Origin of the sequence: Longimicrobium terrae, assembly GCF_014202995.1 — a bacterium.
GTDB classification, from domain to species: domain Bacteria; phylum Gemmatimonadota; class Gemmatimonadetes; order Longimicrobiales; family Longimicrobiaceae; genus Longimicrobium; species Longimicrobium terrae.
The window spans coordinates 317,085-341,923 of sequence record NZ_JACHIA010000001.1; the positions used below are offsets into that span (position 1 = coordinate 317,085).

Annotated in this window: 22 protein-coding genes; 3 read left to right on the forward strand and 19 right to left on the reverse strand. The window is 68.4% G+C overall.

Annotated features, from left to right (window positions below; all coding sequences use genetic code 11):
* Positions 1-216: 216 nt before the first annotated feature.
* The 3 genes from HNQ61_RS01395 to HNQ61_RS01405 all read right to left on the reverse strand — a co-directional run bounded on the left by HNQ61_RS01395 (position 217) and on the right by HNQ61_RS01405 (position 3,243).
* On the reverse strand, positions 217-663 hold the full coding sequence (locus tag HNQ61_RS01395; protein WP_170030943.1) for a hypothetical protein: 447 nt from the start codon (positions 661-663) through the stop codon (positions 217-219).
* 79 nt (positions 664-742) lie between these two features.
* Positions 743-2,866 carry a M56 family metallopeptidase gene (locus HNQ61_RS01400; RefSeq protein ID WP_170030945.1) on the reverse strand — a complete coding sequence of 708 codons (2,124 nt, stop codon included), beginning with the start codon at positions 2,864-2,866 and terminating at the stop codon, positions 743-745.
* Positions 2,863-3,243 (reverse strand): BlaI/MecI/CopY family transcriptional regulator, encoded by a 381-nt coding sequence (locus HNQ61_RS01405; RefSeq protein ID WP_420816085.1) that lies wholly within the window; start codon positions 3,241-3,243, stop codon positions 2,863-2,865. The genes HNQ61_RS01400 and HNQ61_RS01405 overlap by 4 nt, the downstream gene beginning before the upstream one ends.
* Before the next feature lie 194 nt (positions 3,244-3,437).
* Here HNQ61_RS01405 and HNQ61_RS01410 point away from each other — a divergent pair, with 194 nt between their 5' ends.
* On the forward strand, positions 3,438-4,286 hold the full coding sequence (locus tag HNQ61_RS01410) for a ParA family protein (protein WP_170030949.1): 849 nt from the start codon (positions 3,438-3,440) through the stop codon (positions 4,284-4,286).
* Positions 4,283-4,705 (forward strand): hypothetical protein, encoded by a 423-nt coding sequence (locus HNQ61_RS01415; RefSeq protein WP_205761096.1) that lies wholly within the window; start codon positions 4,283-4,285, stop codon positions 4,703-4,705. Before HNQ61_RS01410 ends, HNQ61_RS01415 begins: the two co-directional genes overlap by 4 nt.
* Here HNQ61_RS01415 and HNQ61_RS01420 read toward each other — a convergent pair whose 3' ends face one another.
* The 15 genes from HNQ61_RS01420 to HNQ61_RS01500 all read right to left on the reverse strand — a co-directional run bounded on the left by HNQ61_RS01420 (position 4,706) and on the right by HNQ61_RS01500 (position 22,542).
* On the reverse strand, positions 4,706-5,197 hold the full coding sequence (locus HNQ61_RS01420; protein WP_170030951.1) for a type II toxin-antitoxin system VapC family toxin: 492 nt from the start codon (positions 5,195-5,197) through the stop codon (positions 4,706-4,708).
* Positions 5,194-5,535, reverse strand: coding sequence for a hypothetical protein (locus tag HNQ61_RS01425; RefSeq protein WP_170030953.1), 342 nt, complete (start codon positions 5,533-5,535; stop codon positions 5,194-5,196). Before HNQ61_RS01425 ends, HNQ61_RS01420 begins: the two co-directional genes overlap by 4 nt.
* 91 nt (positions 5,536-5,626) lie before the next feature.
* Complete coding sequence (locus HNQ61_RS01430; protein ID WP_170030955.1) at positions 5,627-6,115, reverse strand: type II toxin-antitoxin system VapC family toxin; 489 nt, start codon at positions 6,113-6,115, stop codon at positions 5,627-5,629.
* Entirely contained in the window at positions 6,112-6,459 is a 348-nt protein-coding gene (locus HNQ61_RS01435; protein ID WP_170030957.1) for a hypothetical protein, read from the reverse strand. The genes HNQ61_RS01430 and HNQ61_RS01435 overlap by 4 nt, the downstream gene beginning before the upstream one ends.
* Positions 6,460-6,699: 240 nt before the next feature.
* Positions 6,700-10,926 carry a DNA-directed RNA polymerase subunit beta' gene (gene rpoC / locus HNQ61_RS01440; RefSeq protein ID WP_170030959.1) on the reverse strand — a complete coding sequence of 1,409 codons (4,227 nt, stop codon included), beginning with the start codon at positions 10,924-10,926 and terminating at the stop codon, positions 6,700-6,702.
* Between the two features lie 150 nt (positions 10,927-11,076).
* Complete coding sequence (gene rpoB, locus HNQ61_RS29440) at positions 11,077-16,347, reverse strand: DNA-directed RNA polymerase subunit beta (RefSeq protein WP_420816086.1); 5,271 nt, start codon at positions 16,345-16,347, stop codon at positions 11,077-11,079.
* A gap of 271 nt (positions 16,348-16,618) precedes the next feature.
* A complete protein-coding gene (rplL, locus tag HNQ61_RS01460; RefSeq protein WP_170030963.1) occupies positions 16,619-16,999 on the reverse strand; it encodes a 50S ribosomal protein L7/L12 in 381 nt (126 codons plus the stop codon).
* A 109-nt stretch (positions 17,000-17,108) separates the two neighbouring features.
* Complete coding sequence (gene rplJ, locus HNQ61_RS01465) at positions 17,109-17,639, reverse strand: 50S ribosomal protein L10 (protein WP_170030966.1); 531 nt, start codon at positions 17,637-17,639, stop codon at positions 17,109-17,111.
* A gap of 3 nt (positions 17,640-17,642) precedes the next feature.
* On the reverse strand, positions 17,643-18,338 hold the full coding sequence (rplA, locus tag HNQ61_RS01470) for a 50S ribosomal protein L1 (RefSeq protein WP_170030968.1): 696 nt from the start codon (positions 18,336-18,338) through the stop codon (positions 17,643-17,645).
* A gap of 268 nt (positions 18,339-18,606) precedes the next feature.
* Positions 18,607-19,032, reverse strand: a complete 426-nt coding sequence (gene rplK / locus HNQ61_RS01475) for a 50S ribosomal protein L11 (RefSeq protein WP_170030970.1) — start codon at positions 19,030-19,032, stop codon at positions 18,607-18,609.
* 23 nt (positions 19,033-19,055) lie between these two features.
* Positions 19,056-19,607: a transcription termination/antitermination protein NusG gene (gene nusG, locus HNQ61_RS01480; RefSeq protein ID WP_170030972.1), complete on the reverse strand. Its 552-nt coding sequence runs from the start codon at positions 19,605-19,607 to the stop codon at positions 19,056-19,058.
* An 8-nt stretch (positions 19,608-19,615) separates the two neighbouring features.
* On the reverse strand, positions 19,616-19,825 hold the full coding sequence (secE, locus tag HNQ61_RS01485; protein WP_170030974.1) for a preprotein translocase subunit SecE: 210 nt from the start codon (positions 19,823-19,825) through the stop codon (positions 19,616-19,618).
* A 73-nt stretch (positions 19,826-19,898) separates the two neighbouring features.
* Positions 19,899-20,048: a 50S ribosomal protein L33 gene (gene rpmG, locus HNQ61_RS01490; protein WP_170030976.1), complete on the reverse strand. Its 150-nt coding sequence runs from the start codon at positions 20,046-20,048 to the stop codon at positions 19,899-19,901.
* A gap of 83 nt (positions 20,049-20,131) precedes the next feature.
* Complete coding sequence (gene tuf, locus HNQ61_RS01495; RefSeq protein ID WP_170030935.1) at positions 20,132-21,325, reverse strand: elongation factor Tu; 1,194 nt, start codon at positions 21,323-21,325, stop codon at positions 20,132-20,134.
* Between the two features lie 518 nt (positions 21,326-21,843).
* Positions 21,844-22,542 carry a TetR/AcrR family transcriptional regulator gene (locus HNQ61_RS01500; protein ID WP_170030978.1) on the reverse strand — a complete coding sequence of 233 codons (699 nt, stop codon included), beginning with the start codon at positions 22,540-22,542 and terminating at the stop codon, positions 21,844-21,846.
* A gap of 122 nt (positions 22,543-22,664) precedes the next feature.
* Here HNQ61_RS01500 and HNQ61_RS01505 point away from each other — a divergent pair, with 122 nt between their 5' ends.
* Positions 22,665-24,203 (forward strand): FAD-dependent oxidoreductase, encoded by a 1,539-nt coding sequence (locus tag HNQ61_RS01505; RefSeq protein ID WP_170030980.1) that lies wholly within the window; start codon positions 22,665-22,667, stop codon positions 24,201-24,203.
* 70 nt (positions 24,204-24,273) lie between these two features.
* Here the strand turns inward: HNQ61_RS01505 and HNQ61_RS01510 are convergent, their stop codons facing one another.
* On the reverse strand, positions 24,274-24,711 hold the full coding sequence (locus HNQ61_RS01510; RefSeq protein ID WP_205761097.1) for a cupin domain-containing protein: 438 nt from the start codon (positions 24,709-24,711) through the stop codon (positions 24,274-24,276).
* Positions 24,712-24,839 lie beyond the last annotated feature (128 nt).

The following is a 24,839-nucleotide window of genomic DNA, read 5'->3' on the forward strand; positions in this document are numbered from 1 at the left end:
GCATGCTAAACAGTTAGCACTCTCCCGCGGAACACGGGTCAGATTGCCTGGTTGATGTGCCGCGCGATGGATTCGCGGGCGGATGGATCGATCTGGAGGCCGGACCGCGCGGGGTCGAACCCGCGCGGTCCGGATCAGCGGCGGCGCGAAGCGCGGATCAGCCGGTCAGCGGCGGCTTCCGGCGCGCGACTGCCGCTGCCCGTCATCACCGCGGATCTACGCGGTCACGCGCAGGGCCATGGGCACGCCGCCGCGCGACGGGATGTAGCTGACGCGCCGCTCCACGCCCAGCCCGGCTTCGCCGGCCGCGCGCATCACCATATCGCGCGCCCAGTTGCGCGCCACCGCGTCCATCTCCTGCTCGCGCCCGTCCACGGAGTACGTGACGCGCACGCCCCCATCCTCCCCGCGAGTGAACTCGACGTGGCGGGTGGAGAGGAGTCCGGATTCGTCGATCAGCAGCCGCCCGCCCGGCCCGACGGCTTCCACCCAGTCACCCGTCGCGTTGACCGCCACGGAGCCGCGGACAGCCACTTCCAGCCGCTGGTCATCCGTCGTCTCTACCATCCGTGTTTCCTGGATCGCTGCCCGCTGGCTGTAAACGGGGGAGCAGGCCAGCAGGGCGCCCAGCAGCGGGGCGGCGAGAGAAAGCATTCGGTTCATCTGGACGATCTCCCTCAAAGGTTGAAAAATCAGCACTTGCACGCGAAAGAACGCCGGGCGCACGGGCCCGGCGGGTACATCAGGAGGTGGTGAACTCGCGGATCAGCGCGTTCATCCACCCGCGGCTCGCCTGGTTGAACGGCCGCGACTGCCCATCGACGGTGTAGGTGAACGCGGGACGGCCATCCGTTCCGGCCACGGCGCGCACACGGCGCAGCTGCCCGTCCACACGCTCCTCCACCACCAGCCGCCCGCCCGCGCCGATGCGCTGGATGTCCCACCGCTCGGCGCCGAAGAACACCTTCTCGGCCGTGATGCGGACGACGCGCGGAAGGCTGTCCCCGCTCAATTCCAGGTGCATTTCGCCGTCCCACTGCGCCAGCCCGCCACTCCTGCGGGTTTCCGTCACCGGCTCCGGCGCGCGGGGCGCGGGAGTGGAGCGCGGCGGATTGGCGGCCACGGCGGGAACGCGCTGCACGGTCAGTTCGTTCAACGCCAGCCGGCGCTCGGTTTGGGAGCGGATCCCGCCCGCGGCGGCGATGTAGGCCGCGCGCGCCTGCTCATCCATCCGTTGGTGCTGCGCCGCGGCGGTGAGCATGATCCGCCGCTCCGTGTCGGATTCCGTCCGCCCCACGGCCCGCAGCAGCGCCACCTGCGACGCCGGGCTCCACGGGCGGGCCGCGAACGCGGAGGTCGCCACCAGCCGCGCTTCCAGCGGTGCGCGCATCCATCCCAGCGCATCCACGAACGCGGGCAGCACGGTGGACGACGCGCGGAACACCGGATGGCGCACCGCCGCGGCGAGCACCAGGCGCCGCTCCGCATCGGAATCCATCGTGCGCGTGGCCTGGATGATGGCGCCCAGGTTGTCGCGCGACAGGTCCGGCCGCTCCAGCACGGCGGCAAGCACCAGCCGCCGGTCCGTGGCGGACGAGATTCCCGCCGCGGCGCGGATGATGTCGGCGTACTGGCCCGGATCACCGCGCCTGGCCGACGCGACCAGCCGGTCGCGCTCGCCGATCTCATCCATCGCGGCCGGCCCGGCCTCGTCGACGCTCTGCTCCGTGATCGTCGTCGTCTCCACGATGGTCACGCTGTCTGACGCGGGCGCGGGCACGGAGGGCAACTGGGCGACCTCCGTCGCGGCGGCGGCGGGACGGAGCGCGGCCAAGGGGAGCAGGCAGGCCAGCGCCGCGGCGGCGGTGGCCAGCGCGGCGGCGCGGCTGGCCGCGTTGCGGCGGACGGCGCCGTCCAGGATGGCGAGAAGGCGGCCCTCGAACTGGCTGCGCCGCGCCATCGCCAGGCCGGCCGCCGCAGAGGGCCCGGAGCCGAGCGAGCGGACGATGTCCAGCAGATGACTCGCGTAATCCGCCGCGCGCGTGCCGATCTCGAGCACGGCGTCGTCGCAGGCGTGCTCGCGCTCCTGCCGCAGGCGCCGCACGGCGATCCACACCAGCGGATTGAACCAGAACAGCGCCAGCGCCAGGTGCGCCACCCACTGCGTAAGCGCGTCCCAGCGGCGGACGTGGGCCAGTTCGTGCGCCAGCACCACGCGGCGCCGCTCGTCGGGCCACTGCTCGGACTCCGCTGGCAGCAGCACCACGGGATGAAAGACGCCCCACGTCATCGGCACCGTGGCGGCGGGCTCGCGCAGCAGGCGAACGATGCGCCCCAGCCGCAGCCGGCGCGAAAGCCCGTCCGTCAGCCGCACCCACTCGTCGTCCGTCAGCTCCGTGGCGCGCCGCTCGATCCACAGCAGCCGCGCAACTCCCGCCAGCAGCCGCACGAGCACCAGCGCCGATCCCACGGCCCACAACAGCACCGCCGCGCGCGACCAGTCCACGTCCGCCAGCCGCTCCGCCATCGTCGGCGCGGGCGTGGGGACGGCTGCGTTCACCGGCTCCGCCCCGGGAGCAGTCGCAGTCGAGAGATCACGCCGCGTCCCGGGAGCGGCGGATTCCACTCCGGGCATCACCGTGGCGGCGGCGGGCAGCGGCAGCACGCGCCACTCGGGAACGATGGATCGCGCGATGGGGAGCAGCAGCACGGCGGTCAGCGCCGCCAGCCACACCATGTGCCGTGCGGAGGCGGAGGACCGGCGCATCAGCGCGGTCGCGGCCAGCGCGGCCAGCAGAATGACGGTGCCTCGGACCGCCGCGTCGGCAACGGCGGCGAACAGGGCGGGATTCAGGATCGTGCTCATTTGCCTTCCTCGTTCCGCCGTGCGTCGTCGATCAGCTTGGCCAGCCGGTCCAGTTCCGCGGCGGAAGGGCGCGCGTCCTCGATCAGCGCGTTCACCACCTGCTCGGGGCTGCCGTTGAAGAACGTGCGAACCAGGTGCTTGAGCGCGCTGCTGCGTGCCTGCCCTTGGGGCGTGGTGGGCAGATAGACGAACCGCTTGCCGTCCATCTCGTGCGCAAGCAGGCCCTTTTCCTCCAGCAGGCGCAGCGCGGCGCGCACGGCGGAATACGTGGGCGGATCCGGAAGATCGTCCAGCACGTCCGCGGCGGTCGCCCGCCCCCGGCGGAACACGATGTCCATGATCTGGCGCTCGCGGCGGCTCAGTTCGGATCGGTTCAGAACAACCTTGCCAGCGGAAGGGACGGGAGAGCGGGTGTCGGCGTGATCAACTGCTGAATAATCAGCACTTGATGATCCGATGTCAAGGAGGACGACCATCACGGCATCCAGCAGTGCTCTCCCGCCGTTCATTCCGGCACGGCATTCGCGCCCGCCCGCGCTCCGGCTGCACTCACGCGCAACGGGAGACGGGCATGGCGGCGGTGGTTTCCGTGATCAACCTCAAGGGGGGCGTGGGCAAGACCACCACGACCGTCGCGGTGGCGCAGATGCTTGCCGGCCCGTTCGGCCGGCGGGTGCTGGTGGTGGACCTGGACCCGCAGACCAACGCCACCGTCATGCTGATGGGCGAACGGGCATGGGCGGCGCAGAACGCGGCCGGGCTCACCGTCGCGCACCTGTTTCGCGACGCGCTCTCCGGCGGCGGCCGCTTCGATCTGCGGCGCGCCATTCTGCCGGGCGTGGGCGGCGTGGGCGAGGTGGACGGGCTGGCGTTGCTCCCCAGTAGCCTGGAGCTGATCGAGATCCAGGAACAGCTTTCCAGCATGCCGCGCGGCGAGTTCTACGCGGCCAACCCGGTGGAGATTCTGCGCCACGCCTTGCAGCCCGTGCTGCACGAGTTCGACTGGGTGCTGGTGGACTGCCCGCCCAGCCTGGGGATCGTGACCTTCAACGGCCTGCGCATGTCGCGCGGATACGTGATGCCCACCATCCCCGACGTGCTCTCCACCTACGGCGTGCCCCAGATCATGCGGCGGGTGCGGATGTTCGGCGACGCGTTCGACACGCGCATCGAGCCGCTGGGCATCGTGGTGAACAAGTACCGCGCGCAATCCACCGTGCACAACGCGCAGCTGCATGCGCTGGTGGCGGCCTCCCCCGCCCCGATCTTCCGCACCATCGTCCCCGAAAGCAACGATGTCGCGGGCGCGGCGGAGTTCCGCCCCGTCAGCACGCTCCGGCAGAAGTGGGGCGCGCGGACGTACGAGGCGTACCGCGATCTCACGGCGGAAATCCTTCAGCGCGTGGAGTACGGCGCATGAGCGACCTGATCGCGGGCCTCCGCACCCTGTTCGGCGCCGTCATCGCCGAGGCGGAACAGAACCCTGCGTTCGCCGCCCGGCTGGAGCAGGCGCTGCGGACGATGATCCCCGCCCCGTCCGCGGCCGTCGGCGCCGCTCCCGCGGCGGCTTCCATCGCCTCGTCCCCTGCTCCGGCCAGGAAGCGGACGGGACGGCGCGCGGCCGGCGTGCTGGACCCGTTCGCGGTGGACCAGGAGGGCGACGGCGTGCTGCGCGCCCGGCTGGCCGCGCTGAGCCTGGACGAGCTCAAGGACATCGTCGCCGAGCACGGGATGGATCCGAGCAAGCTGGCAATGAAGTGGAAGAAGCCCGACCGCCTGGTGGATCTGATCGCCACCACCGTCCGCGAGCGGCTGCACAAGGGCGACGCCTTCCGCTGATCAGCCCCGGCGCGCCCGGGGGAGCGCGGCCAGCGGCTCGCGGCTGGGATCGAACGTCCGCAGTCCGCACTCCTCCGCCAGCGCCGCCAGATCGCGGTCCGAGGTGACCATCACCACGGCCCCGCCGAACGACTCGAAATCTCGCTGAAGCCGCAGCGCCGTCGCGACGTGCAGTACGTCCATGCTGCGAGCACGCGCACTACGCTTTCTGGTCGTGAGCTCCAATGCACTTTCGGAAATCTCTCTGCTCCCCCGAAGCAGCGTGAAGCGGGTCGCGTAGTCACTGCGGAACCGCTTTACCGAGGCTTCGTACTTCTCGGCCGACGCGTCGCGCAGCCGAATCCGAATGCTGGTCAATACCTCCAGAGCTACGAACTCGCTCAGGTACAGCGATTCCTTCCGGCGCTCCATCACGCCGAGAACACTGCTCGTGCCTTCCTCGTCCAGATACGCCTTGGCCAGCGCACTCGCATCGAGAAATATCATCGTCATCCACCCAGCCACGTGCGCAGCCGGTCCCGCCAGTCCGGGATGCGGATCGGCTTGCGCACCGGCCAGTTCCAGACCTTCGCGGGACGGTGGCCCAGCGCACGCAGTCGCGCTTCCAGTTCCAGCCGCCAGGGATCGTCTGGAGGGACAACCTCGGGCAGGTTGCGCTCGGCCTCGCGTTCCGCGGCGATCTGCGCCCGGAACTCCTCGTCCGTCTGCAGGCCCAGGATGCGGCTGAGGAGCCGGTGCCGGCGGCTCGTGTTCACCTTGTGCTCGACCCGGCCCCAATCGGGCAGCAGTTCCACGATCGGCTCTGCTTCCATTTCCATTCTGCTCGCCATCTCTTTCGCTCCGGTTCGGAAAGACAGACCTGATCCACTCGGAAGACGGCACCCGGCCCACGTACCTGAATCGTGCGAGTGGAGATCGCGATCAGCCCCTGCGCGCGCGGGGAAGCGTCGCCAGCGGCTCGCGGCTGGGATCGAACGTGCGCAGCCCGCATCCCTCCGCCAGCACGGCCAGATCGCGGTCGGAGGTACCCACCGTCACCGACTCACCGGGAAGAGCGATCTTCCGTTGCAGCCAGAGCGCGGTCGCAACGTGCAGCACATCCATGCTGCGCGCACGCGCGGTGCGGAACGCGGAAGTCATCTCAATCGCGGTCTTCCGGATCTCCGGCGCGACATCCACCAGGCTGAACCTCTGGTAATCCGTCTGAAAACAGTCCAGCACGCTGTTGTAGCGGGTCGCCGGCACGGTCCGGAGCGCGTTGCGAATGCTGGTCAGAACCTCCAGAACGACGAAGTCACTCACGAACAGCGTATCGCCGCACCGGTCCAGCACACCACGCATGCTCCCCGTCCCCGGCTCATCCAGGTAGACCTTGGCCAGCGCGCTCGCATCCAGAAAGACCATGTTCATCCCCCCAGTCGGTTGCGGAGCCAGTCGCGCCAGTCGGGTTTCCGGATCGGCTTTCGCACGGGCCAGTTCCAGACCGTTGCGGGCCTGATGCCGACGGCCCGCATCCTCGCCTCCAGGGCCAGCCGCCAGGGATCATCCGGCGCAACCCACTCCGGCAGGCTGCGCTCCGCCTCGCGCTCGGCGATCCGCTCCGCCTCGACCTCCTCGTCCGACTGCAGGCCGAGAATGCGGCTCAGGAGCCGGTGCCTGCGGCTCGTGTTCACCTCGTAATCCGGCAGATCCCAGTTGATCAGCGGATCAATGCTCATGTCCGCGCGGGCTTCCGCCTCGATTCTGCTCGCCATCTCACGCGCTCCGGTTGAGAGGACACGTACAGGCCCAATCTACACGGAACCCAGTGGACAGTCCAGACACCAATCGGATCGCACCGTTGGGGTCCGCGGTGCGACAGCTTTTTCTCGCGCCCAGAGGATCAGACTGCCCACCCGGGACGGGAAACGATGGGCATACAAACGAAAAAGCGGCCCCGGACATCGCTGTCCGGGGCCGCTTCCTATCCAACCATCACATCACCGTCCCGAGGCTCACGCCTCGATGGTCGCCGTCTCGCTGGCGGCCACCGGGGCCGGCGCCGGCGCGGATGCCGCCGCGGGGGCCTCACCCTCGGGCCCGAACGCCACGTCCTCGTACCGGTAGATGCCGGTACCGGCCGGGATCAGGTGGCCGATGATGATGTTTTCCTTGAGCCCCTGCAGATCGTCGCGCGCGCCGCGGATGGCGGCGTCGGTCAGAACCCGCGTGGTCTCCTGGAACGAGGCCGCCGAGATGAACGACTGCGTCGTCAGCGAGGCCTTGGTGATGCCGAGCAGCAGCGGCTCCGACGTGGCCGGAGAGCCCCCGTTCGTCATCTCCTTGGTGTTGGTGTCCTGGAACTCCGTCCGGTCCACCGTCTCGCCTTCCAGGAACTCGGTGCTGCCGGGCTCCAGGATGCGCACCTTCTGCAGCATCTGGCGCACGATCACGCCGATGTGCTTGTCGTTGATCTTCACGCCCTGCAGGCGGTACACCTCCTGAACTTCGTTCAGCAGGTACTCCTGCACGGCCTGGGGACCCTTGATCCGCAGAATGTCGTGCGGGTTCACCGGGCCCTCCGACAGACGGTCGCCGGCGCGCACCGAGTCGCCCTCGTGCACGCGCAGGTGCTTGCCCACCGGCACCTCGTACACCCGCTCGTTCCCCGTCTCCGGGATCACGATCACCTCGCGCTTGCCGCGCTTGATGTCGCCGAAGCGAACGGTGCCGTCCACCTCGGTGATCACCGCCGGGTCCTTGGGCTTGCGCGCCTCGAACAGTTCGGCGATGCGGGGCAGACCGCCCGTGATGTCGCGGGTCTTGTAGGCTTCGCGGGCCAGCTTGGCGAGCGCTCCGCCCGGCTGGATCACTTCGCCGTCGCGCACCGTGAGCTGCGCGCCCACGGGAACGATGAACTCGCGCACCTTCACGCCGTTGGCGTCGATGATCTCGATCATGGGGTGCAGCTTCTTGCTGCGGTCCTCGATGATCACCATCTGCCGGCGGCCGGTGGACTCGTCCAGCTCCTCGCGCACCGACTCGTCCTCGACGATGTCGATGAAGCGCAGGGTGCCGCCGAAGTCCGCCACGATGGGCTCGGAGTACGGGTCCCACGCGAACAGCGTGTCGCCCACGGCCACCCGCTGGCCGTCCTCCACCGAGATGGTGGCGCCGTACGGCACCGCCAGCCGGCTGCGGACCATGCCTTCGGGCGTCCGCATGATGATTTCGCCTTCGCGGCTGGTCACGATGCGCGCCCCTTCGGGCGTGGTGACCGTCACGATGCGCTCGAACTGGGCCACGCCCTCCACCTTGCTCTTGCGCCCCGTCGTCGCCGCGATGCGCGCCGCCGTGCCGCCGATGTGGAAGGTGCGCAGCGTCAGCTGCGTGCCCGGCTCGCCGATGCTCTGCGCGGCGAGAATGCCGACGGCTTCGCCCGGGTCCACGATGCCCATCGTGGCCAGGTTGCGGCCGTAGCACTTCACGCACAGCCCGCGGCGGCTTTCGCAGGTAAGCACGCTGCGGATCTTGACCGACTGGATCCCGGCGTCCTCGATCTCGTCCGCCGTTTCTTCGTCGATCAGCTCGCCGGCAGCCACCAGCAGGTCGCCGTCCATGGGGTCGTACACGTCGTCCGAAGCCACGGAACCGACGATGCGGTCCTTGAGCGGCTCCACCACGTCCTCGCCCTCCTTGAGCGCGGCGATCTCCAGCCCCAGCACCGTGCCGCAGTCGTCCTCGCTGATCGTGACGTCCTGCGCCACGTCCACCAGGCGGCGGGTCAGGTATCCGGCGTCGGCCGTCTTCAGCGCCGTGTCCGCGAGGCCCTTGCGGGCGCCGTGGGTGGAGATGAAGTACTCCAGCACCGTGAGGCCTTCACGGAAGTTGGACTTGATCGGCGATTCGATGATTTCGCCGATGCCGCCCGTGAGCTTCTTCTGGGGCTTGGCCATCAGGCCGCGCATTCCGGCCAGCTGCCGCATCTGGTCGCGGCTGCCGCGGGCGCCGGAGTTCATCATCATGAACACCGGGTTGAAGCCGCCGCGGTCCGCGCCCAGACGGTTCACCATGGCGTCCGCCACGTCGTTGTTGGCGTGCGTCCAGGTGTCGATGACCTTGTTGTACCGCTCGCCGTTGCTGATGACGCCGTTGTTGTACGCGCGGGTAAAGCGCGACACGTCGTCATCGGCCTCCTTGAGGATGGCGTCCTTCTCGGCCGGGATCTTCATGTCCTCGATCCCCACCGACACGCCGGCCAGCGTGGCGTAGCGGAACCCGAAGCTCTTGAGCGAGTCCAGGAACACGGTCGTCGTCCCCAGCCCCACCGTGCGGTAGGCACTGAAGATGATGTCGCCGAGTTCCTTCTTGCCCATGGTCTTGTTCCAGAACCCCATCTCGGGGGGGACCACGGAGTTGAAGATGATGCGCCCCGGCGTGGTGGCCACCCACACCTTGGCGTCGGCCTCACCCTCGTCCTTTTCGTCCGCGCGGCGCGGATCGGTCAGGTAGTACACGGTGGAGTGGTACCCCACCCGCCCGTGCGCCAGCGCCATCTCCACCTCGGCCACCGTGCCGAAGCGCGGAAGCACCTTGGTCAGGTCGCGCTCGGACGGCGACTGCGCCCCCGCGGCCTGGTCCGCCGCCGCTTCGTCGCGGAAGCTGGCCTTGTCCTTGGTGAGCCAGTAGCAGCCGATGACGATGTCCTGCGACGGCGCGGCGATGGGCCGCCCGTTGCTGGGAAGCAGGATGTTGTTGCTGGACAGCATCAGCACCCGGGCCTCGAGCTGCGCCTCGAACGAGAGCGGCACGTGCACCGCCATCTGGTCGCCGTCGAAGTCGGCGTTGAACGCCGCGCACACCAGCGGGTGCACGCGGATGGCCTTGCCCTCCACCAGCACCGGCTCGAACGCCTGAATGCCCAGGCGGTGCAGCGTCGGCGCGCGGTTCAGCAGCACGGGGTGGTCGCGGATGATGTCCTCGAGCACCTCGTACACGCGCGGGTCGTCGCGCTCCACGATCTTCTTGGCGCGCTTTACCGTCTCGGCCTCGCCGCGCTTTTCAAGCTCATGGATGATGAACGGCTTGAACAGTTCGACCGCCATCGCCTTGGGCAGGCCGCACTGGTGCAGCTTGAGCTCGGGGCCCACCACGATGACCGAACGGCCCGAGTAGTCCACGCGCTTGCCCAGCAGGTTCTGCCGGAAGCGGCCCTGCTTGCCCTTGAGCATGTCGCTCAGCGACTTGAGCGGGCGCTTGCCGCGGCCGCGGATCGCCTTGGAACGGCGGCCGTTGTCGAACAGCGCGTCGACGGCTTCCTGCAGCATGCGCTTCTCGTTCCGGAGAATCACTTCCGGAGCGCGCATTTCCATCAGCTTCTTCAACCGGTTGTTGCGGTTGATGACGCGGCGGTACAGGTCGTTCAGGTCCGACGTGGCGAAGCGGCCGCCGTCCAGCGGCACCAGCGGGCGCAGGTCCGGCGGAATGACCGGCACCACGTCCAGGATCATCCACTGCGGCTTGTTGCGCTCGGCCGGGGTCGCGCCCGATCCGCGGATCGCGTCGATGACCTTGAGCCGCTTGAGCACCATCTTCTTGCGGTGCTGGCTGGTCTCGTTGGCCACCTGCGTGCGCAGCGTCTCGGCCAGCGAGTCCACGTCCAGCTGCCCCAGAAGGTTGCGGATGGCCGGCGCGCCGATGTCGGCGGCGAACACCTCGTCACCTTCTTCACGGGCCTTTTCGCGCAGGGCCAGGTACTCGTCCTCGTCCAGCACCTGGCTGTGCTTCACGTCCTGGCCGCCGATGGCCGTCACGGCGTAGGCGGCGTAGTAGATCACCTTTTCCAGGTCGCGCAGCGTCATTCCCAGCAGATAGCCCATCTGCGAGGGAAGCGTCTTGAACATCCAGATGTGGGCGACCGGCACGGCCAGTTCGATGTGGCCCATGCGCTCGCGCCGCACCTTGCTGAGCGTCACTTCGACGCCGCACTTGTCGCAAACGTGCCCGCGGTAGCGGATGCGCTTGAACTTGCCGCAGTGGCACTCCCAGTCCTTGACGGGACCGAAGATGCGCTCGCAGAACAGGCCGTCGCGCTCGGGCTTGAACGAGCGGTAGTTGATGGTCTCCGGCTTGGTGACCTCGCCGAAGCTCCAGCCCCGGATCTCCTCGGGAGAGGCGATCTTGACCTGGATGTAGTTGAAGTCCTGCGAGCGTGTCTCGCGGGCGCGGGGGAAGTCGATCATCGGGATCCCCTTACTCTATCATGGTGTCCCCGGGCATTTCTCCCGGGAGGCGTATGGGCGTTTTCAAAAGCCTGAAAGTGCCCAGTTCCCAGTGCCCAGTGCTCCGGAAAACGTTCCCGGGCACTGGGCACCTGGCACTTGGGACTTGCTCTAGCTTCCGAGCGTGACGCTGATGCCCAGCGCCTGAAGTTCCTTCACCAGCACGTTGAACGACTCCGGCAGCCCCGGCTCGGGCAGGTTCTCGCCCTTGACGATGGCCTCGTACACCCGGCTGCGCCCGTTCACGTCGTCGGACTTGACGGTCAGGATCTCCTGCAGGGTGTGCGCGGCGCCGTACGCTTCCAGCGCCCACACTTCCATTTCGCCGAAGCGCTGCCCGCCGAACTGCGCCTTGCCGGCCAGCGGCTGCTGCGTCACCAGCGAGTACGGCCCGATGCTGCGCGCGTGGATCTTGTCGTCCACCAGGTGGCTCAGCTTGAGCATGTAGATCGTGCCCACCGTCACCGGCGACTCGAACTGCGCTCCGCTGCGCCCGTCGCGCAGGCTCACCTTGCCGCCGGGGGTGAGCCCGGCCGTGCGCATGTGCTCTTCCAGCGCCGCCGTCAGCCCGTCTCCGTCCGGAGCCGCCGCCAGGGCGGCGGCGAACGGGAACGCCGCCTCCACCGTCGTTTCGCGGCGCTCGGCCAGTTCGCGCGCCGCGGCCACCAGGTAGTCGCGCAGCGAACGCAGCTTGTCGTTCAGGTGCTCCGGGGTGTTGGCCCCGCCCAGCATCCAGTCAAAGTGCCGGCCGATGCCCATCTCGGGACGCGCTTCCACCGCGGCGCGCGCCTCGTGGTGCTGCACCGTCGCCGTCACCATCGACGCGTCGTCCACGTCAAAGGTGGGCGGAATCGCCTGCACGCCCAGCGCCTGCCGCGCCCAGGTCACGCCGGCCAGACGGATCAGCGCGCCGATCTCGTCTTCCGAAGCGCCCTGGAACACCGGCGTCTTGCTTTCGAACCCGAGAACCCGCGACGCCCAGCCCAGGTGCGTCTCCAGGATCTGCCCCACGTTCATGCGGCTGGGCACGCCCAGCGGGTTCAGGCACACGTCCACCGGCGTGCCGTCCGGAAGGAACGGCATGTCTTCTTCCGGCACGATGCGGGCGATGATGCCCTTGTTGCCGTGGCGGCCGGCCATCTTGTCGCCCACCGAGATCTTGCGCTTCTCGGCCAGGTACACCTTCACCAGCTGCACGACGCCCGGAGGCAGCTCGTCTGGCTGGAAGATCTTGTCGATCTGGTTCTCGGTCCGCTGGCGCACGCGCTCGATGCGGCGCTTGCTTTCGTCGATCACCCGGCGCAGCTGCTCGTTCACCCCGCGGTCGGTGACCTTGAGGGTGGTGAGGTCCACGTCGTTGAAGTCCAGCCCGCCCACCACCTCGTCCGTAAGCTGCGTCCCCTCGTTGAAGAACGGCTCCACCGTTCCCTTCTTGAGGAAGAGCGCCACTTCGCGGCCGCGGATCAGCTCGCGGATCTCCTCGTCGCGCGCGTCGCCGATGCGGTGGATCTCCGACCGCTCGTACGCCCGCAGCTCGCCGATCTTCTGGCCCCGCTCCTTTTCCAGGATCGGGTCGTCGATGCGGCGGCTGAAGATCTTGACGTCGATCACGGTGCCTTCCACGCCGGGCGGCACCTTGAGCGAGCTGTCCTTCACGTCCTTGGCCTTTTCGCCGAAGATCGCCGTCAGCAGCTTTTCTTCGGGGCTCAGCTCGGTCTCGCCCTTGGGCGTGATCTTGCCGACCAGGATGTCGCCGGCCTTGACCCGGGCACCGATGCGCACGACGCCGCGCTCGTCCAGGTCCACCAGCGACTCTTCCGCGACGTTCGGGATTTCACGCGTGATTTCTTCCATCCCGCGCTTGGTGTCGCGCACCTGGAGCTCCAGCTCCTGGATGTGGATGGAGGTGTACACGTCGTCCTTCACCAGCCGCTCCGAAAGGACGATGGCGTCCTCGAAGTTGTGGCCGTACCAGGGCATGAACGCCACCAGCAGGTTGCGTCCCAGCGCCAGTTCGCCGCCGTCGGTGGACGGGCCGTCGGCCAGCACGGCGCCCTTCTCCACGATCATGCCGCGGCGCACCAGGGGGCGCTGGTTGAGCGCCGTGTCCTGGTTGGTGCGCCAGTACTTCTTCATCCGGTAGCGGTCGAACTGGGCCAGGCGGCGCAGCGGTTCGTCGCTCTGCCCCACCCCTTCCATTCCCGCGTCGATCAGGATGTGGTCGGCCGTGACTTCCTGCACGATGCCGCCGCGACGGGCCACCACCACCGCGCCCGAGTCGCGCGCGATCACCTCTTCCAGCCCGGTGCCCACCAGGGGGGCGTCGGGGAACAGAAGGGGCACCGCCTGCCGCTGCATGTTGGAGCCCATCAGCGCGCGATTGGCGTCGTCGTGCTCCAGGAACGGAATCAGCGCCGCCGCCACCGACACCAGCTGGTCGGGGGCCACGTCCATGTAGTCGATTTCTTCCGGCCGCAGCAGGGGAAAGTCGCCCTGCTCGCGGCACAGCACGAACTCGTTCTCAAAGGTGAACACCCCGGTGAGCGGCGCGTTGGCCTGCGCGATCCGGGCGCTTTCCTCTTCGTTGGCCGAAAGCCAGGCGTTGATGCGCGTAACCACCGGGGTCACGTGCGTCACCTTGCCGCTGGCGCCCAGCATCACGCGGCTGACCTCGCCCTCGGCGGGCAGGGCCGGCACGCCGCTGATGTAGTCCACCGCCACGGCGTCGGGGGTGTCGCCCCACTCCTGCACCTCAAGCCCCTCGCTCTGGCGCGTGAACAGCGCCTCGGTCACTTCGGGGGTCAGCACCGTTCCGGGCACCGCCAGCACCGCCGCCGTGGTGGGCTGGTACGCCCGCACGGGAAGCGACATGGGGTTGCGGATGGCCTCGGGGGCCACGCCGCGCGCCGCGGCGCCGGCCCGGCGCGAAACCACACGCACCAGGTTCACCGGCTGCGCCGTGAGGCGGTCGGCCAGGTCGTCCGTGATGCGCTCGCCGCGCTTGGCCAGCACCGGCAGCCGGGTCACGGCCTCGTCAAACGCCTTCTGGTCCAGCTCGCCGGCCAGCATGCGCGGGAAGAGGGTGCTCCAGTCGGCCACGTCCTCGGCCAGCTCGGCGCCCACGATCATGGAGCGGAACACCTCGCGGCCGCGCACGGCGTCGATGGTTTCGCCCTTCTTGACGAACACCTTGGCGCGGTCGCCCAGCACCAGGCGCACGGCCTCCTCGACCTTGGCGCTGTCCGGGTAGCGGATCAGCGCGCGCACCACCTTGCGGTAGGGCGTCTCGATGAAGCCCAGGTCGTTGATGCGGGCGTACGTCGTCAGCGAGTTGATCAGGCCGATGTTGGGCCCTTCCGGCGTTTCGATCGGGCACATGCGCCCGTAGTGCGAGTAGTGCACGTCGCGCACTTCGAAGCCGGCGCGCTCGCGGGTCAGGCCGCCCGGCCCCAGCGCCGACAGACGACGCTTGTGCGTCATCTCGGCCAGGGGGTTGGTCTGGTCCATGAACTGGCTCAGCTGCGACGATCCAAAGAACTGCTGGATCACCGCGCTCACCGTGCGGGCGTTCACCAGGTCGTCGATGTTGATCTTGTCGGGGTCCGACACGATCGACATGCGCTCGCGCACCAGGCGCGCCATGCGGCTCAGGCCCACGCTGAACTGGTTGGCGATCAGTTCGCCCACCGAACGCACCCGGCGGTTGCCCAGGTGGTCGATGTCGTCGGTGTCGCCGCGCCCCTCGTGCAGCTCGATGAGCTGCCAGAGGATGGCCATCACGTCCTGCGCGGTCAGCGCGGTCATGCCGGCCGGCGGCACCGTGTAGTGCAGCGCGTCAAAGGCCGGGGCCAGGCGCTGGTTGATCTTGTAGCGGCCCACGCGGCCCAGGTCGTACCGCTTGTTCAGCGACTCTTCGGTGTACTCCGAGTAGTCGGCGCTGGCCGCGGCAGACGCGCCCGCCTGCACCGACAGGTCGCCCGAAACCACGAGCGAGGTCCGGGGCTGGAACAGCAGGCGCCAGACGGCGACATACACCTGCACCACGCGGTTGAGCTCGTAGACGAGCACGCGGCTGGGCTTGGCCGTCTTTTCCGTGCGGTCTTCGCGGAAGCTTTCCCACACGTAGCGGATGCCGCGCTCCTGGGCAAAGCGCAGCATGCGCTCTTCCACCGAGCGCTGCGCCTCGCGGCTCATGGGGTCCACCGCCTGCGCGCCCCGCTCGGCCCACTGGGCCAGGAAGTCGGAGATGTGCAGGATGGCGTCGCCCTCGGCCAGGTACTCTTCCTCGGTCCACACGTCGGGCGCCGGAGCCGTGCCGGGGCGCACCAGGTTGTGGATGGCGAAGAGCGAGTCCAGCGTGCCGCGCGTGGGATCCTTGGCCAGGGTGGCGCGCATGGCGCTGCCGCTCTGCCCGCGGGCCCGGAACAGCTGCGCCGACTCCACGCCGGCCCGCAGCATGCGGCCCAGCACGTCGCCGTTCACCTCGTCGCCGGCGCGGGCCACCAGCGCCGAGCCGATCACCGGCAGCGTGGTGAAGCCGGCCTCGCGCAGGGTGTTGTACAGCTCGCGCGTCAGGCGGCGGCCGCGCTCGAACACCTCGCCGGTGCCGGGAAGCACGATGTCGCGGTACAGCACGGGGCCCTCGGGGCCCAGCACCGTGGGATCGGGAACGTCCTCGGCCAGGAAGCCGTGAAACACCTCGCCGCGGCGGCCCTTTTCGGTGCCGCCCAGGTCCAGGGTGCCCAGCTGCACCGACTCGCGCTGCATGAAGACGCCCAGGATGTCGGCGTCGCGCGAAAAGCCCAGCGCGCGCAGCAGCGCGGTGGCCGGGAACTTCTTCTTCTTGTCGATGTGCACCGCGACCACGTCGTGGATGTCGAGGGTGAACTCGACCCACGAGCCGCGGAACGGAATGATGCGGGCGCTGAACAGCTTGCTGCCGTTGGGGTGCGTGTTCTCTTCGAACACCACGCCCGGAGACCGGTGCAGCTGGCTGACGATGACGCGCTCCGCGCCGTTGATGATGAACGTGCCCAGCGGGGTGAGCACGGGAAGGTCACCGAGGTAGACCTCCTTTTCGATGATGTCCTTGGGACGGCGCTCGTCGCCCACGTCCTCCCACACCACCAGACGCAGCGTCGCCTTCAGGGGAGCCGCGTACGTCATGTCGCGCTCCATGCACTCTTCCATGTCGTACTTCGGCTCGCCCAGCGAGTACCGAACGAACTCCAGGGAAAAGTTCCCGTTGACGTCGGAGATGGGGAAGATCTCGTTGAAGACGCGCTCCAGCCCCACGTCCTCGCGCTCGCGCGCGGCGGCGTCGGTCTGCAGGAGCGTGTCAAACGCCCTGAGCTGCACGTCCAGAAGGTTGGGATGCTCCATCCCAGACGTCAGCTTGGCGAAAGTGACGATCGGTTTGTTCAGCGTTGCCAAGTGGGTCTCCCTCTCAGCGTGCGTGGATTCGGAATAGCGCAAACGACCCCGACCGAATGGATTCGGCGGGGCGGCGTACCGTCCGTCGGAAAGAATCTTAGGGTCCTGCTCGTCATGGCCAGCCGGGCTGAAGTGACCGGGAGAGGACCCGGGCGGCAGGGCCGCCCGGTGTCCGCGGACCGGCATGCGGGCGATGCCCGCATGCCGGACCCCCGGCCGACTACTTCAGCTCGACAGTCGCGCCCTGCTCGACCAGCTTGGCCTTCATGGCTTCGGCCTCGTCCTTGGTGGCGGCTTCCTTGACGGTCTTGGGAGCGCCGTCCACCAGGTCCTTGGCTTCCTTCAGGCCCAGGCCGGTCAGCTCGCGCACGACCTTGATGACCTGGATCTTCTTTTCGCCGGCGCCCATCAGGACGACGTCGAACTCGGTCTTTTCTTCCACGGCCGGAGCAGCCGGGCCGGCCGGGCCGGCGGCCATGGCCACCGGGGCAGCCGCGGTCACGCCGAACTTCTCTTCAAAAGCCTTCACGAACTCCGACAGTTCGATCACGGTCATGTTGCCGATCGCGTCGAGCAGCTCGTCACGGGTAAGCGTCGCCATCTCAGGGCTCCTTGGTATCTAGCGGTTCGTACAAGAATCGAAAATCGGGTTCCGGCGCGGGGCCGGTCACAGTCCACACGTCGCGGCGAACCGGGGCTCGCCGCGGCGGTCAGGCCGAAGCCTCTTCCTTCTGCTGCCGGAGCTGGTCGACCGCGCGGGCGAACCCGGCGATCAGCTGGTTCATTCCGCCGGCCAGACGCGCCATGGGCTGCTGCAGCCCGCCGGCGATCTGGGACAGAAGCACTTCGCGCGACGGCAGGTTGGCCAGCTGGCGCACCTGCGCGGCGTCGAATGCCTGCGAACCCACCACGCCCACCTTGATGGCGGGACGGTCGCCGAACTCCTTGGCGAAGTCGGTGATCACCTTGGCGGCGGCCGCGGCGTCGCTGCGCCCGATCACCACCCCGGTGGGTCCGTTGAAGAACCCGGCGACGTCGGGGATTTCAAGCCCCTGGATCGCCCGCTTGGCGAGCGTGTTCTTCACCACCACGTACTCCACGCCTTCCTTGCGGAGACGCGCCCGGAACTGCGTGATCTGCTTCACGCTCAGCCCGGTGAAGTCCGTCAGGTAGAACCCGCTGGCGCCGTCCAGCCGCTGCTGGAGCTCGGCGACGACGACGTCCTTCTCGTCTTTCTTCATCGCTCAGCCCCGCCGGTAAAGGTTGGCATCGACCGTGACGCCGGGGCCCATGGTGCTGGAGACGGTGATCCCCCGCACGTAGGTTCCCTTGGCCGCGGCCGGCTTGGCCCGGATGACCGTGTCCATGAAGGCGGTCAGGTTTTCCTCGAGCTTGGTGGGCTCGAAGCTGACCTTGCCGATGGGCACGTGCACGTTGCCCGTGCGGTCCACGCGGAACTCGATCTTGCCGGCCTTGATCTCGCGAACAGCCCGGCTCACGTCCATGGTGACCGTCCCCGCCTTGGGGGTCGGCATCAGGCCGCGGGGGCCCAGGATGCGGCCGAGCTGGCCCACCTGGCCCATCATGTCGGGCGTGGCGACGCAGACGTCAAAGTCCAGCCACCCGTCCTTGATCCGCTGAACGTACTCGGCGCCCACGAAATCGGCGCCTGCTTCCTCGGCCTCACGCGCGCGGTCGCCCTGGGCGATCACGAGCACGCGGGCGGTCTTCCCCGTACCATGGGGAAGGACGACGGCTCCGCGAACGATCTGGTCCGCGTGCCTGGGGTCCACACCGAGCCGGACGGCGACCTCGACGGTCTCGTCAAACTTGGCGAAGCTCAGCTCCTTGACGAGGCTTACGGCCTCGGTGGGCTGAAACGTGGTACCCTCGGGCACACGGGCCTGCGCGTCGCGGAACTTCTTCCCGTGCTTTGGCATGTACCCCCTCGGGCGAAGTTGAACTGGAGTCCTCCCACCGGGCCTTCGCCGGGCGCCCCGGTGGTTCAATGGACGGGAATCAGGCCGCGTCCCCGAAGGGACGAAAGGGCGGGAGACCGCTTTCTGGGCTCCGGCCGGATTCCGCTTCTCCCGCCTCCGGCAGACACCGGGCTTTCACGCGGCGGCTGTCGTAGTGAAAGAAGTGCCCAGTGCTCAGTGCCCGGTGCCCAGCAACTGGGCACCTGGTACTGGGCACCTGGTACTTCTGTTATCCCTTGACTTCGACGCCCATCGAGCGGGCCGTTCCGGCGATCTGGCGCATGGCGCCCTCGACGTCGGCCGCGTTCAGGTCGGGCATCTTGGTTTCGGCGATCGTGCGCAGCTGCTCCTGCGTGATCGTGCCCACCTTGGTCTTCTTGGACGAGGCGCTTCCCTTGTCCAGGCCCACGGCCTTCTTGATCAGCACCGCCGCCGGAGGCGTCTTGGTGATGAACGTGAAGCTGCGGTCGGCGTACACCGTGATCTCGACGGGAATGATCATTCCCGGCTGTCCCTGGGTGCGCGCGTTGAACTGCTTGCAGAACTCCATGATGTTCACGCCGTGCTGGCCCAGCGCGGGGCCGACGGGGGGCGCGGGGTTGGCCGCGCCCGCGGGAACCTGGAGCTTGATGAATCCGGTGACTTTCTTCGCCATCTCAGCCTCTGATCAACGTCCGCTCAGAATCCGCGGAGCTGCGTGTAGTCCAGTTCGATGGAGGTGGGCCGCCCGAAGAGGGAAACCTCGACCTTCACCTTGCCCTTTTCGTGGTCGATGCCCTGAACGGTGCCGCTGAATTCCTTGAACGGTCCGTCCGTTACCTCCACCACCTGTCCGATGGTGAAGGGAATCAGCACCACCGGCGCTTCCGCCGCGGCGGGGGCCTCGACTTCCTGGCCCAGCACCTTGGCCAGCTCCTCATCCGTCAGGGGCTGGGGTTCGGAACCGGTGCCCAGGAACTTGATCACGCCCTGAATGCCGTTGATCAGGTGCGAGTTGCGCTGGTTGTACACCATCTTCACCAGCACGTACCCCGGGTACAGCTTGCGGGTGACGGTCACGCGCTTGCCGTTGCGAAGCTCCACCTCTTCACGGGTGGGGACCATCACTTCCTGGATCTGCTTGTCTTCGGGCTCGCCCAGCTCCTCGTCGATGCGGCGCTGAATGAGGCGCTGCACCTTGTTCTCGTGCCCCGAATAGCTCTGGATCGCGTACCACTTGGCGTCTGCCATGGGTTCACTCAGCCGGCGAACAGGGACGTGAGCACTTCAAGGAGATTGCGGATCCCGAAGTCGATGACAAAGGTGATGGCCGCCATGGCGAACATGAACGCCACGATGATTCCCGTGGAGTTCTGCAGCTGCGCCCGGTCGGGCCAGGTCACCTTCTTCACCTGCTCCACGACTTCGGGAAAGAAGTCGCGGGTCGAGGAACGCGTCGTCTCAGCCATGCGGAAACCGTATGCGATCTGAAAGGGTGCCGGCCGGCCCTCGGGGGACCGGCCGTCGTACTCCGCGAACCGCTTACTTGGTTTCCTTGTGCGGACGGTGCGTGTTGCACCGCGGGCAGTACTTCTTGTACTCCACCCGCTCGGGGTGCAGACGCTTGTTCTTCGTCTTGTTGTAGTTCCTCTCCTTGCACTCCGTGCAAGCGAGGATGACCTTGTCGCGCATGGCTTTCTTCTCCTAACCAGCGGAAAAGACGACGAACGGCAGGGAGGCCACGTTGCCTCCCCGCCGCTTCCGCCGTCCCAGAATCAGTCCAGGATCTCGGTAACGACGCCGGCGCCGACGGTGCGGCCGCCCTCGCGGATGGCGAAGCGCAGTTCCTTTTCCATGGCGATGGGCGTGATCAGCTCCACCGTCATCTGCACGTTGTCGCCCGGCATCACCATCTCCACGCCCTCGGGGAGGTCGGCGGTGCCCGTCACGTCCGTCGTGCGGAAGTAGAACTGCGGGCGGTACCCGGTGAAGAACGGTGTGTGGCGGCCGCCTTCTTCCTTGGTCAGCACGTACACCTCGGCCTTGAACTTCGTGTGCGGCGTGATGGTCTTGGGCTTCGCCAGCACCATGCCGCGCTCGATGTCGTCCTTGGCCACGCCGCGAAGCAGCAGTCCGACGTTGTCGCCGGCCTGGCCCTCGTCCAGCAGCTTGCGGAACATCTCGACGCCGGTGACCGTCGTGCTCTTTTCGGCACCGAAGCCCACCAGCTCCACCGTCTCGCCCACCTTGATGATGCCGCGCTCGATGCGGCCCGTGGCCACCGTGCCGCGGCCGGTGATCGAGAACACGTCCTCGACCGGCATCAGGAACGGCTTGTCCACCTGGCGCTCCGGCTGCGGAATCCAGGTGTCGATCGCGTTCATGAGCTCGCCGATCTTGGAGCCCCACTCGCTGTTCGGATCACCCGACTCCAGCGCCTTGAGCGCCGAACCCTTCACGATCGGCGTGTCGTCGCCCGGGAAGTCGTACTCGCTCAGCAGCTCGCGGACTTCCAGCTCCACCAGCTCCAGCAGTTCCGGGTCGTCGACCATGTCGACCTTGTTCATGAACACCACCACGTACGGCACGTTCACCTGGCGGGCCAGGAGGATGTGCTCGCGCGTCTGCGGCATCGGGCCGTCGGCCGCCGACACCACCAGGATCGCTCCGTCCATCTGCGCCGCGCCCGTGATCATGTTCTTCACGTAGTCGGCGTGGCCCGGGCAGTCCACGTGCGCGTAGTGACGGTTCGCCGTCTGGTACTCCACGTGCGCCGTCGAGATCGTGATCCCGCGCGCCCGCTCTTCCGGAGCCTTGTCGATGTTGTCGAAGCTGATGAAGTCCGCGAAGCCCTGCGCAGCCTGAATGCGCGTGATCGCGGCCGTCAGCGTGGTCTTGCCGTGGTCGACGTGGCCGATGGTGCCCACGTTTACGTGCGGCTTGTTGCGCTCAAACTTAGCCTTGGCCATTTCCGTTTTCGGTCCGATCCGGATGGTTGAGATCGATTGGGTGCCCGGAGCCGGCGGGGTTCTACGCCCTGGCCGTGGCCCCTTCCCTGCAAGAAGGCGCGTGCCGCCGAACCGCGCGGCGCCCACCTCCGGGTCCGGGCGCATGCCCGAACAACAAACCGCGAGTCTCCCGCCACAATGCCGTGGAGGCCCGCCCAGGTTTCCCTGCCAGAAGCGCACGGCGCGCCACCGAAGCGGCGCGCAGATACACTTCTCCCGGCAGAAAGCAAGACGGGTAAACTACCGCAACCCCGCCACTGCGTCAACCCCCGGCCACGGCGTTCGTTTCCGTCCCGCCGCGGGCCGCTTTTTCCGCGTCCACGCCCCGTGCCGCCTCATCCAGCCGTGCGACCGGAGCGCCGCGGCCGATTCCCGCCGGGTGACCCGGCGAACCGGCTCGGAAAGCCTTGAGAGACGACACCCAAAGCATGGCGGAACAATGATTTGCGTCCGTTACTGCCCCCAATGTAAACCAGCCGTCAAGGGGGTTCCGGCTGAAGCCCGCCAAAGACGAGCGCGGGCACCTCGCCGCGGCGCGCCATCACCAGTTCATCGAACCCCGCCGCGTCCAGCCCCAGCACGGCCTGCAGAAGCGGGCGCGCCACGAAGGGAAATACGGTGAGCGCCAGCACGCTGATCAGGAACTGCTCGGCGGCCACCGGGCGCATCGTCCCCGCATCAACCCGCGCGGCGATCTGCGCGTCCAGCACGGACAGCACCCGCGTGCGCAGCGCCTCGAGCCTTCCCCCCGCCGCCCCGGCCAGCAGTTGGGTCACGCGCTCGGGGCGGTACGTCAGCTCCGCGACCAGGTAGCCGGCCAGGTAGGGCTGCTCCCGCAGCCGGTCGGTGTAGCGCGCGGCCACCTCGGCGACCTTTGCCGCCAGCGGGGCGTCGGAGCCGAGCGCGGCCAGGATGCCCGGGAGAAAGTCGCCCGCGGCGCGCAGGAAGACCGCCTCGGCCAGCCCCTCCTTGGACGTGAAATAGTAGTGCAGCAGGGCGTGGTTGACCCCCGCCGCGCGCGCGATGTCCACCATGCGCGCCCCCGCGGTCCCGACGCGGAGGAACACCGTGTGGGCGGCCTCCAGAATCCTGGCCTCGGTGTCGGGCGCGGCGTCGCGCGGGCCGCCATCCGCCGCCTTCCGCCCAGCGTCACTCTCGCCGCCTCTGCGCTTCTTCATCCGCTTCTTGCGCGTGTTTAACAGTCCTGTTAATTCTGATCTTCACAAGAATGTTAACAGCCGTGCGGGCCGGGCGCATCGAGCCCCGCCGCACGTCTTCTCCCCTGACAGGCGAGGGTCGCGTGACACAGCACGACGTGTTGATCGTGGGAGCGGGCCCCACCGGCCTTGTGCTCGCGCTCTGGCTGACGAAGCAGGGGGTGAGCGTGCGGATCGTGGACCGGGCCGCGGGACCGGGGACCACGTCGCGCGCCATGGCGGTGCAGGCGCGCACGCTGGAACTCTACCGCCAACTCGGCATGGCGGACGAGGTGGCCGCGGCCGGGCGTCCGAATCCCGCCATCAACCTGTGGGTGCGCGGCGATCGCAAGGCGCGCCTTTCCTTTGGCGACGCGGGTGAGAAGGTCACGCCGTATCCGTTTCTGCTCATCTACCCGCAGGACCAGCACGAGCGCCTGCTCATCTCCCGCCTGGAACAGCTCGGCGTGACGGTGGAGCGGGAGACGGAACTCGCCGGCCTGGAGGATCGCGGCGACCACGTCGTGGGCCGCCTCCGATCATCCGGCGGGTTCGAAGAGTCGTGCACCGCGCGCTACGTGGCCGGGTGCGACGGGGCGCGGTCGCCGGTGCGCCACCTGATCGGCTCCGGCTTCGACGGCGGGACGTACGACAAGACGTTCTACGTCGCCGACGTGGAGGCGCGCGGCGCGGCGGCGGACGGCGAAGGTCACATCGCGCTGGACCAGGCCGACTTCGTGGTCGTGCTTGGCTACGGCGCGGCCGGGCAGGCGCGGCTGATCGGAACGGTGCGCGACGAGCGGCCGGACGGGACGGCGACCGCCCTGCGCTTTGAGGACGTGGGGCATCGCGCGCTGGACCGCCTGGGGCTGGAGGTGACGCGGGTGCACTGGTTCTCCACGTATCGCGTGCACCACCGCGTGACGGACCGCTACCGCCGGGGGAACGTGTTTCTGCTGGGCGATGCCGCGCACGTGCACAGCCCGGCGGGCGGACAGGGGATGAACACCGGCATCGGCGACGCCGTCAACCTGGCCTGGAAGCTGGAGGCCGTGCTGCGGGGGCGGGCGCCCGACGCGCTGCTGGACAGCTATCAGACCGAGCGGCGCGCGTTTGCGGAACGCCTGGTGGACACGACCGACCGGGCGTTCACCCTGGCCACGGCGCAGGGCACGCTCGCGGATTTCGTGCGCACGCGCTTGGTGCCGCTCGTGGTACCCGCCGCCTCCCGGATCGACGCGGTGCGCGAAACCGCCTTTCGCGTGCTGTCGCAGACGATGATCCACTACCGCGAAAGCCCGCTGAGCGCGGGAGAGGCGGGAGAGGTGCGCGGCGGAGACCGTCTGCCCTGGGTCCGCACGTCATCGTCCGACAACTACGACAGCCTTGCGGCCATCGCGTGGCAGGCCCACGCCTACGGCACGGTCCCGGAGGATGTGGAGCGGTGGTGCGCGGACCACGGCGTTCCGCTGCACCGGTTCGGCTGGGATGAGGCGCATGGCCGGGCGGGATTCGCACGGGACGCGCTGTACCTGCTGCGTCCGGATACGTACGTAGGGCTCGCGCTGCCGCGGCCCGGCGCGATGGCGCTCGATGCGTACGCGGCGGAGCGCGGGCTCAAGCTGGGGCCGCTGGCGCGCTGAGATGCGATGGAGGAGGGGCCGTGGCGCCGGAACCGTCCGCCTGCGCGGGCGGGCTGGGGGCTGAGCGGCGTCAGGGGGCGCCGGCCAGATCTGCGGGGGCGGTGTCGTGAATGGGGTCGGCGCCGTTGCCGTAGGCGATGGCGAACGAGGGACCGAGCGCGATCAAGCCGTGCCCCGTGCCCGGGGCAAAGACCGCCAGATCGCCGGCGGAAAGATCCACCTCCACCTCAGCCTGGCCGGCGCGGGCCAGCAGCCGCAGCGCGCCGGAAAAGAGGTAGAAGTGCTCCGTGTGGTCGGAATGGGCGTGAAACCCGCGCCGGTCGCCCGCGGCGGCGAACTCCACCGCGTGCAGGTACGAGAACGGCGTTCCGCGCACCAGCCACGCCACCGCGCCCCGCGCATCTCCGGCGCGAAAGGGTTTTGCGCCATCGTTCGCGCCCAGCCGCTCCACCGTCAGCGCCCCGTCCAGGTAGCTGCGCATTCCTTCTCCTTGCTCTTGATCGCTCATGGCGCCATGCTCCACCCGGAGGAGCGACGGCAAGGTGCGGCCTCGCGATCCCGCCGTCAAACATCCCTCCGCCCGCCGGCGGCATCCAACCTCCCGCTCTCCACCTCTTTTTCCCTGCATCCGCGTTC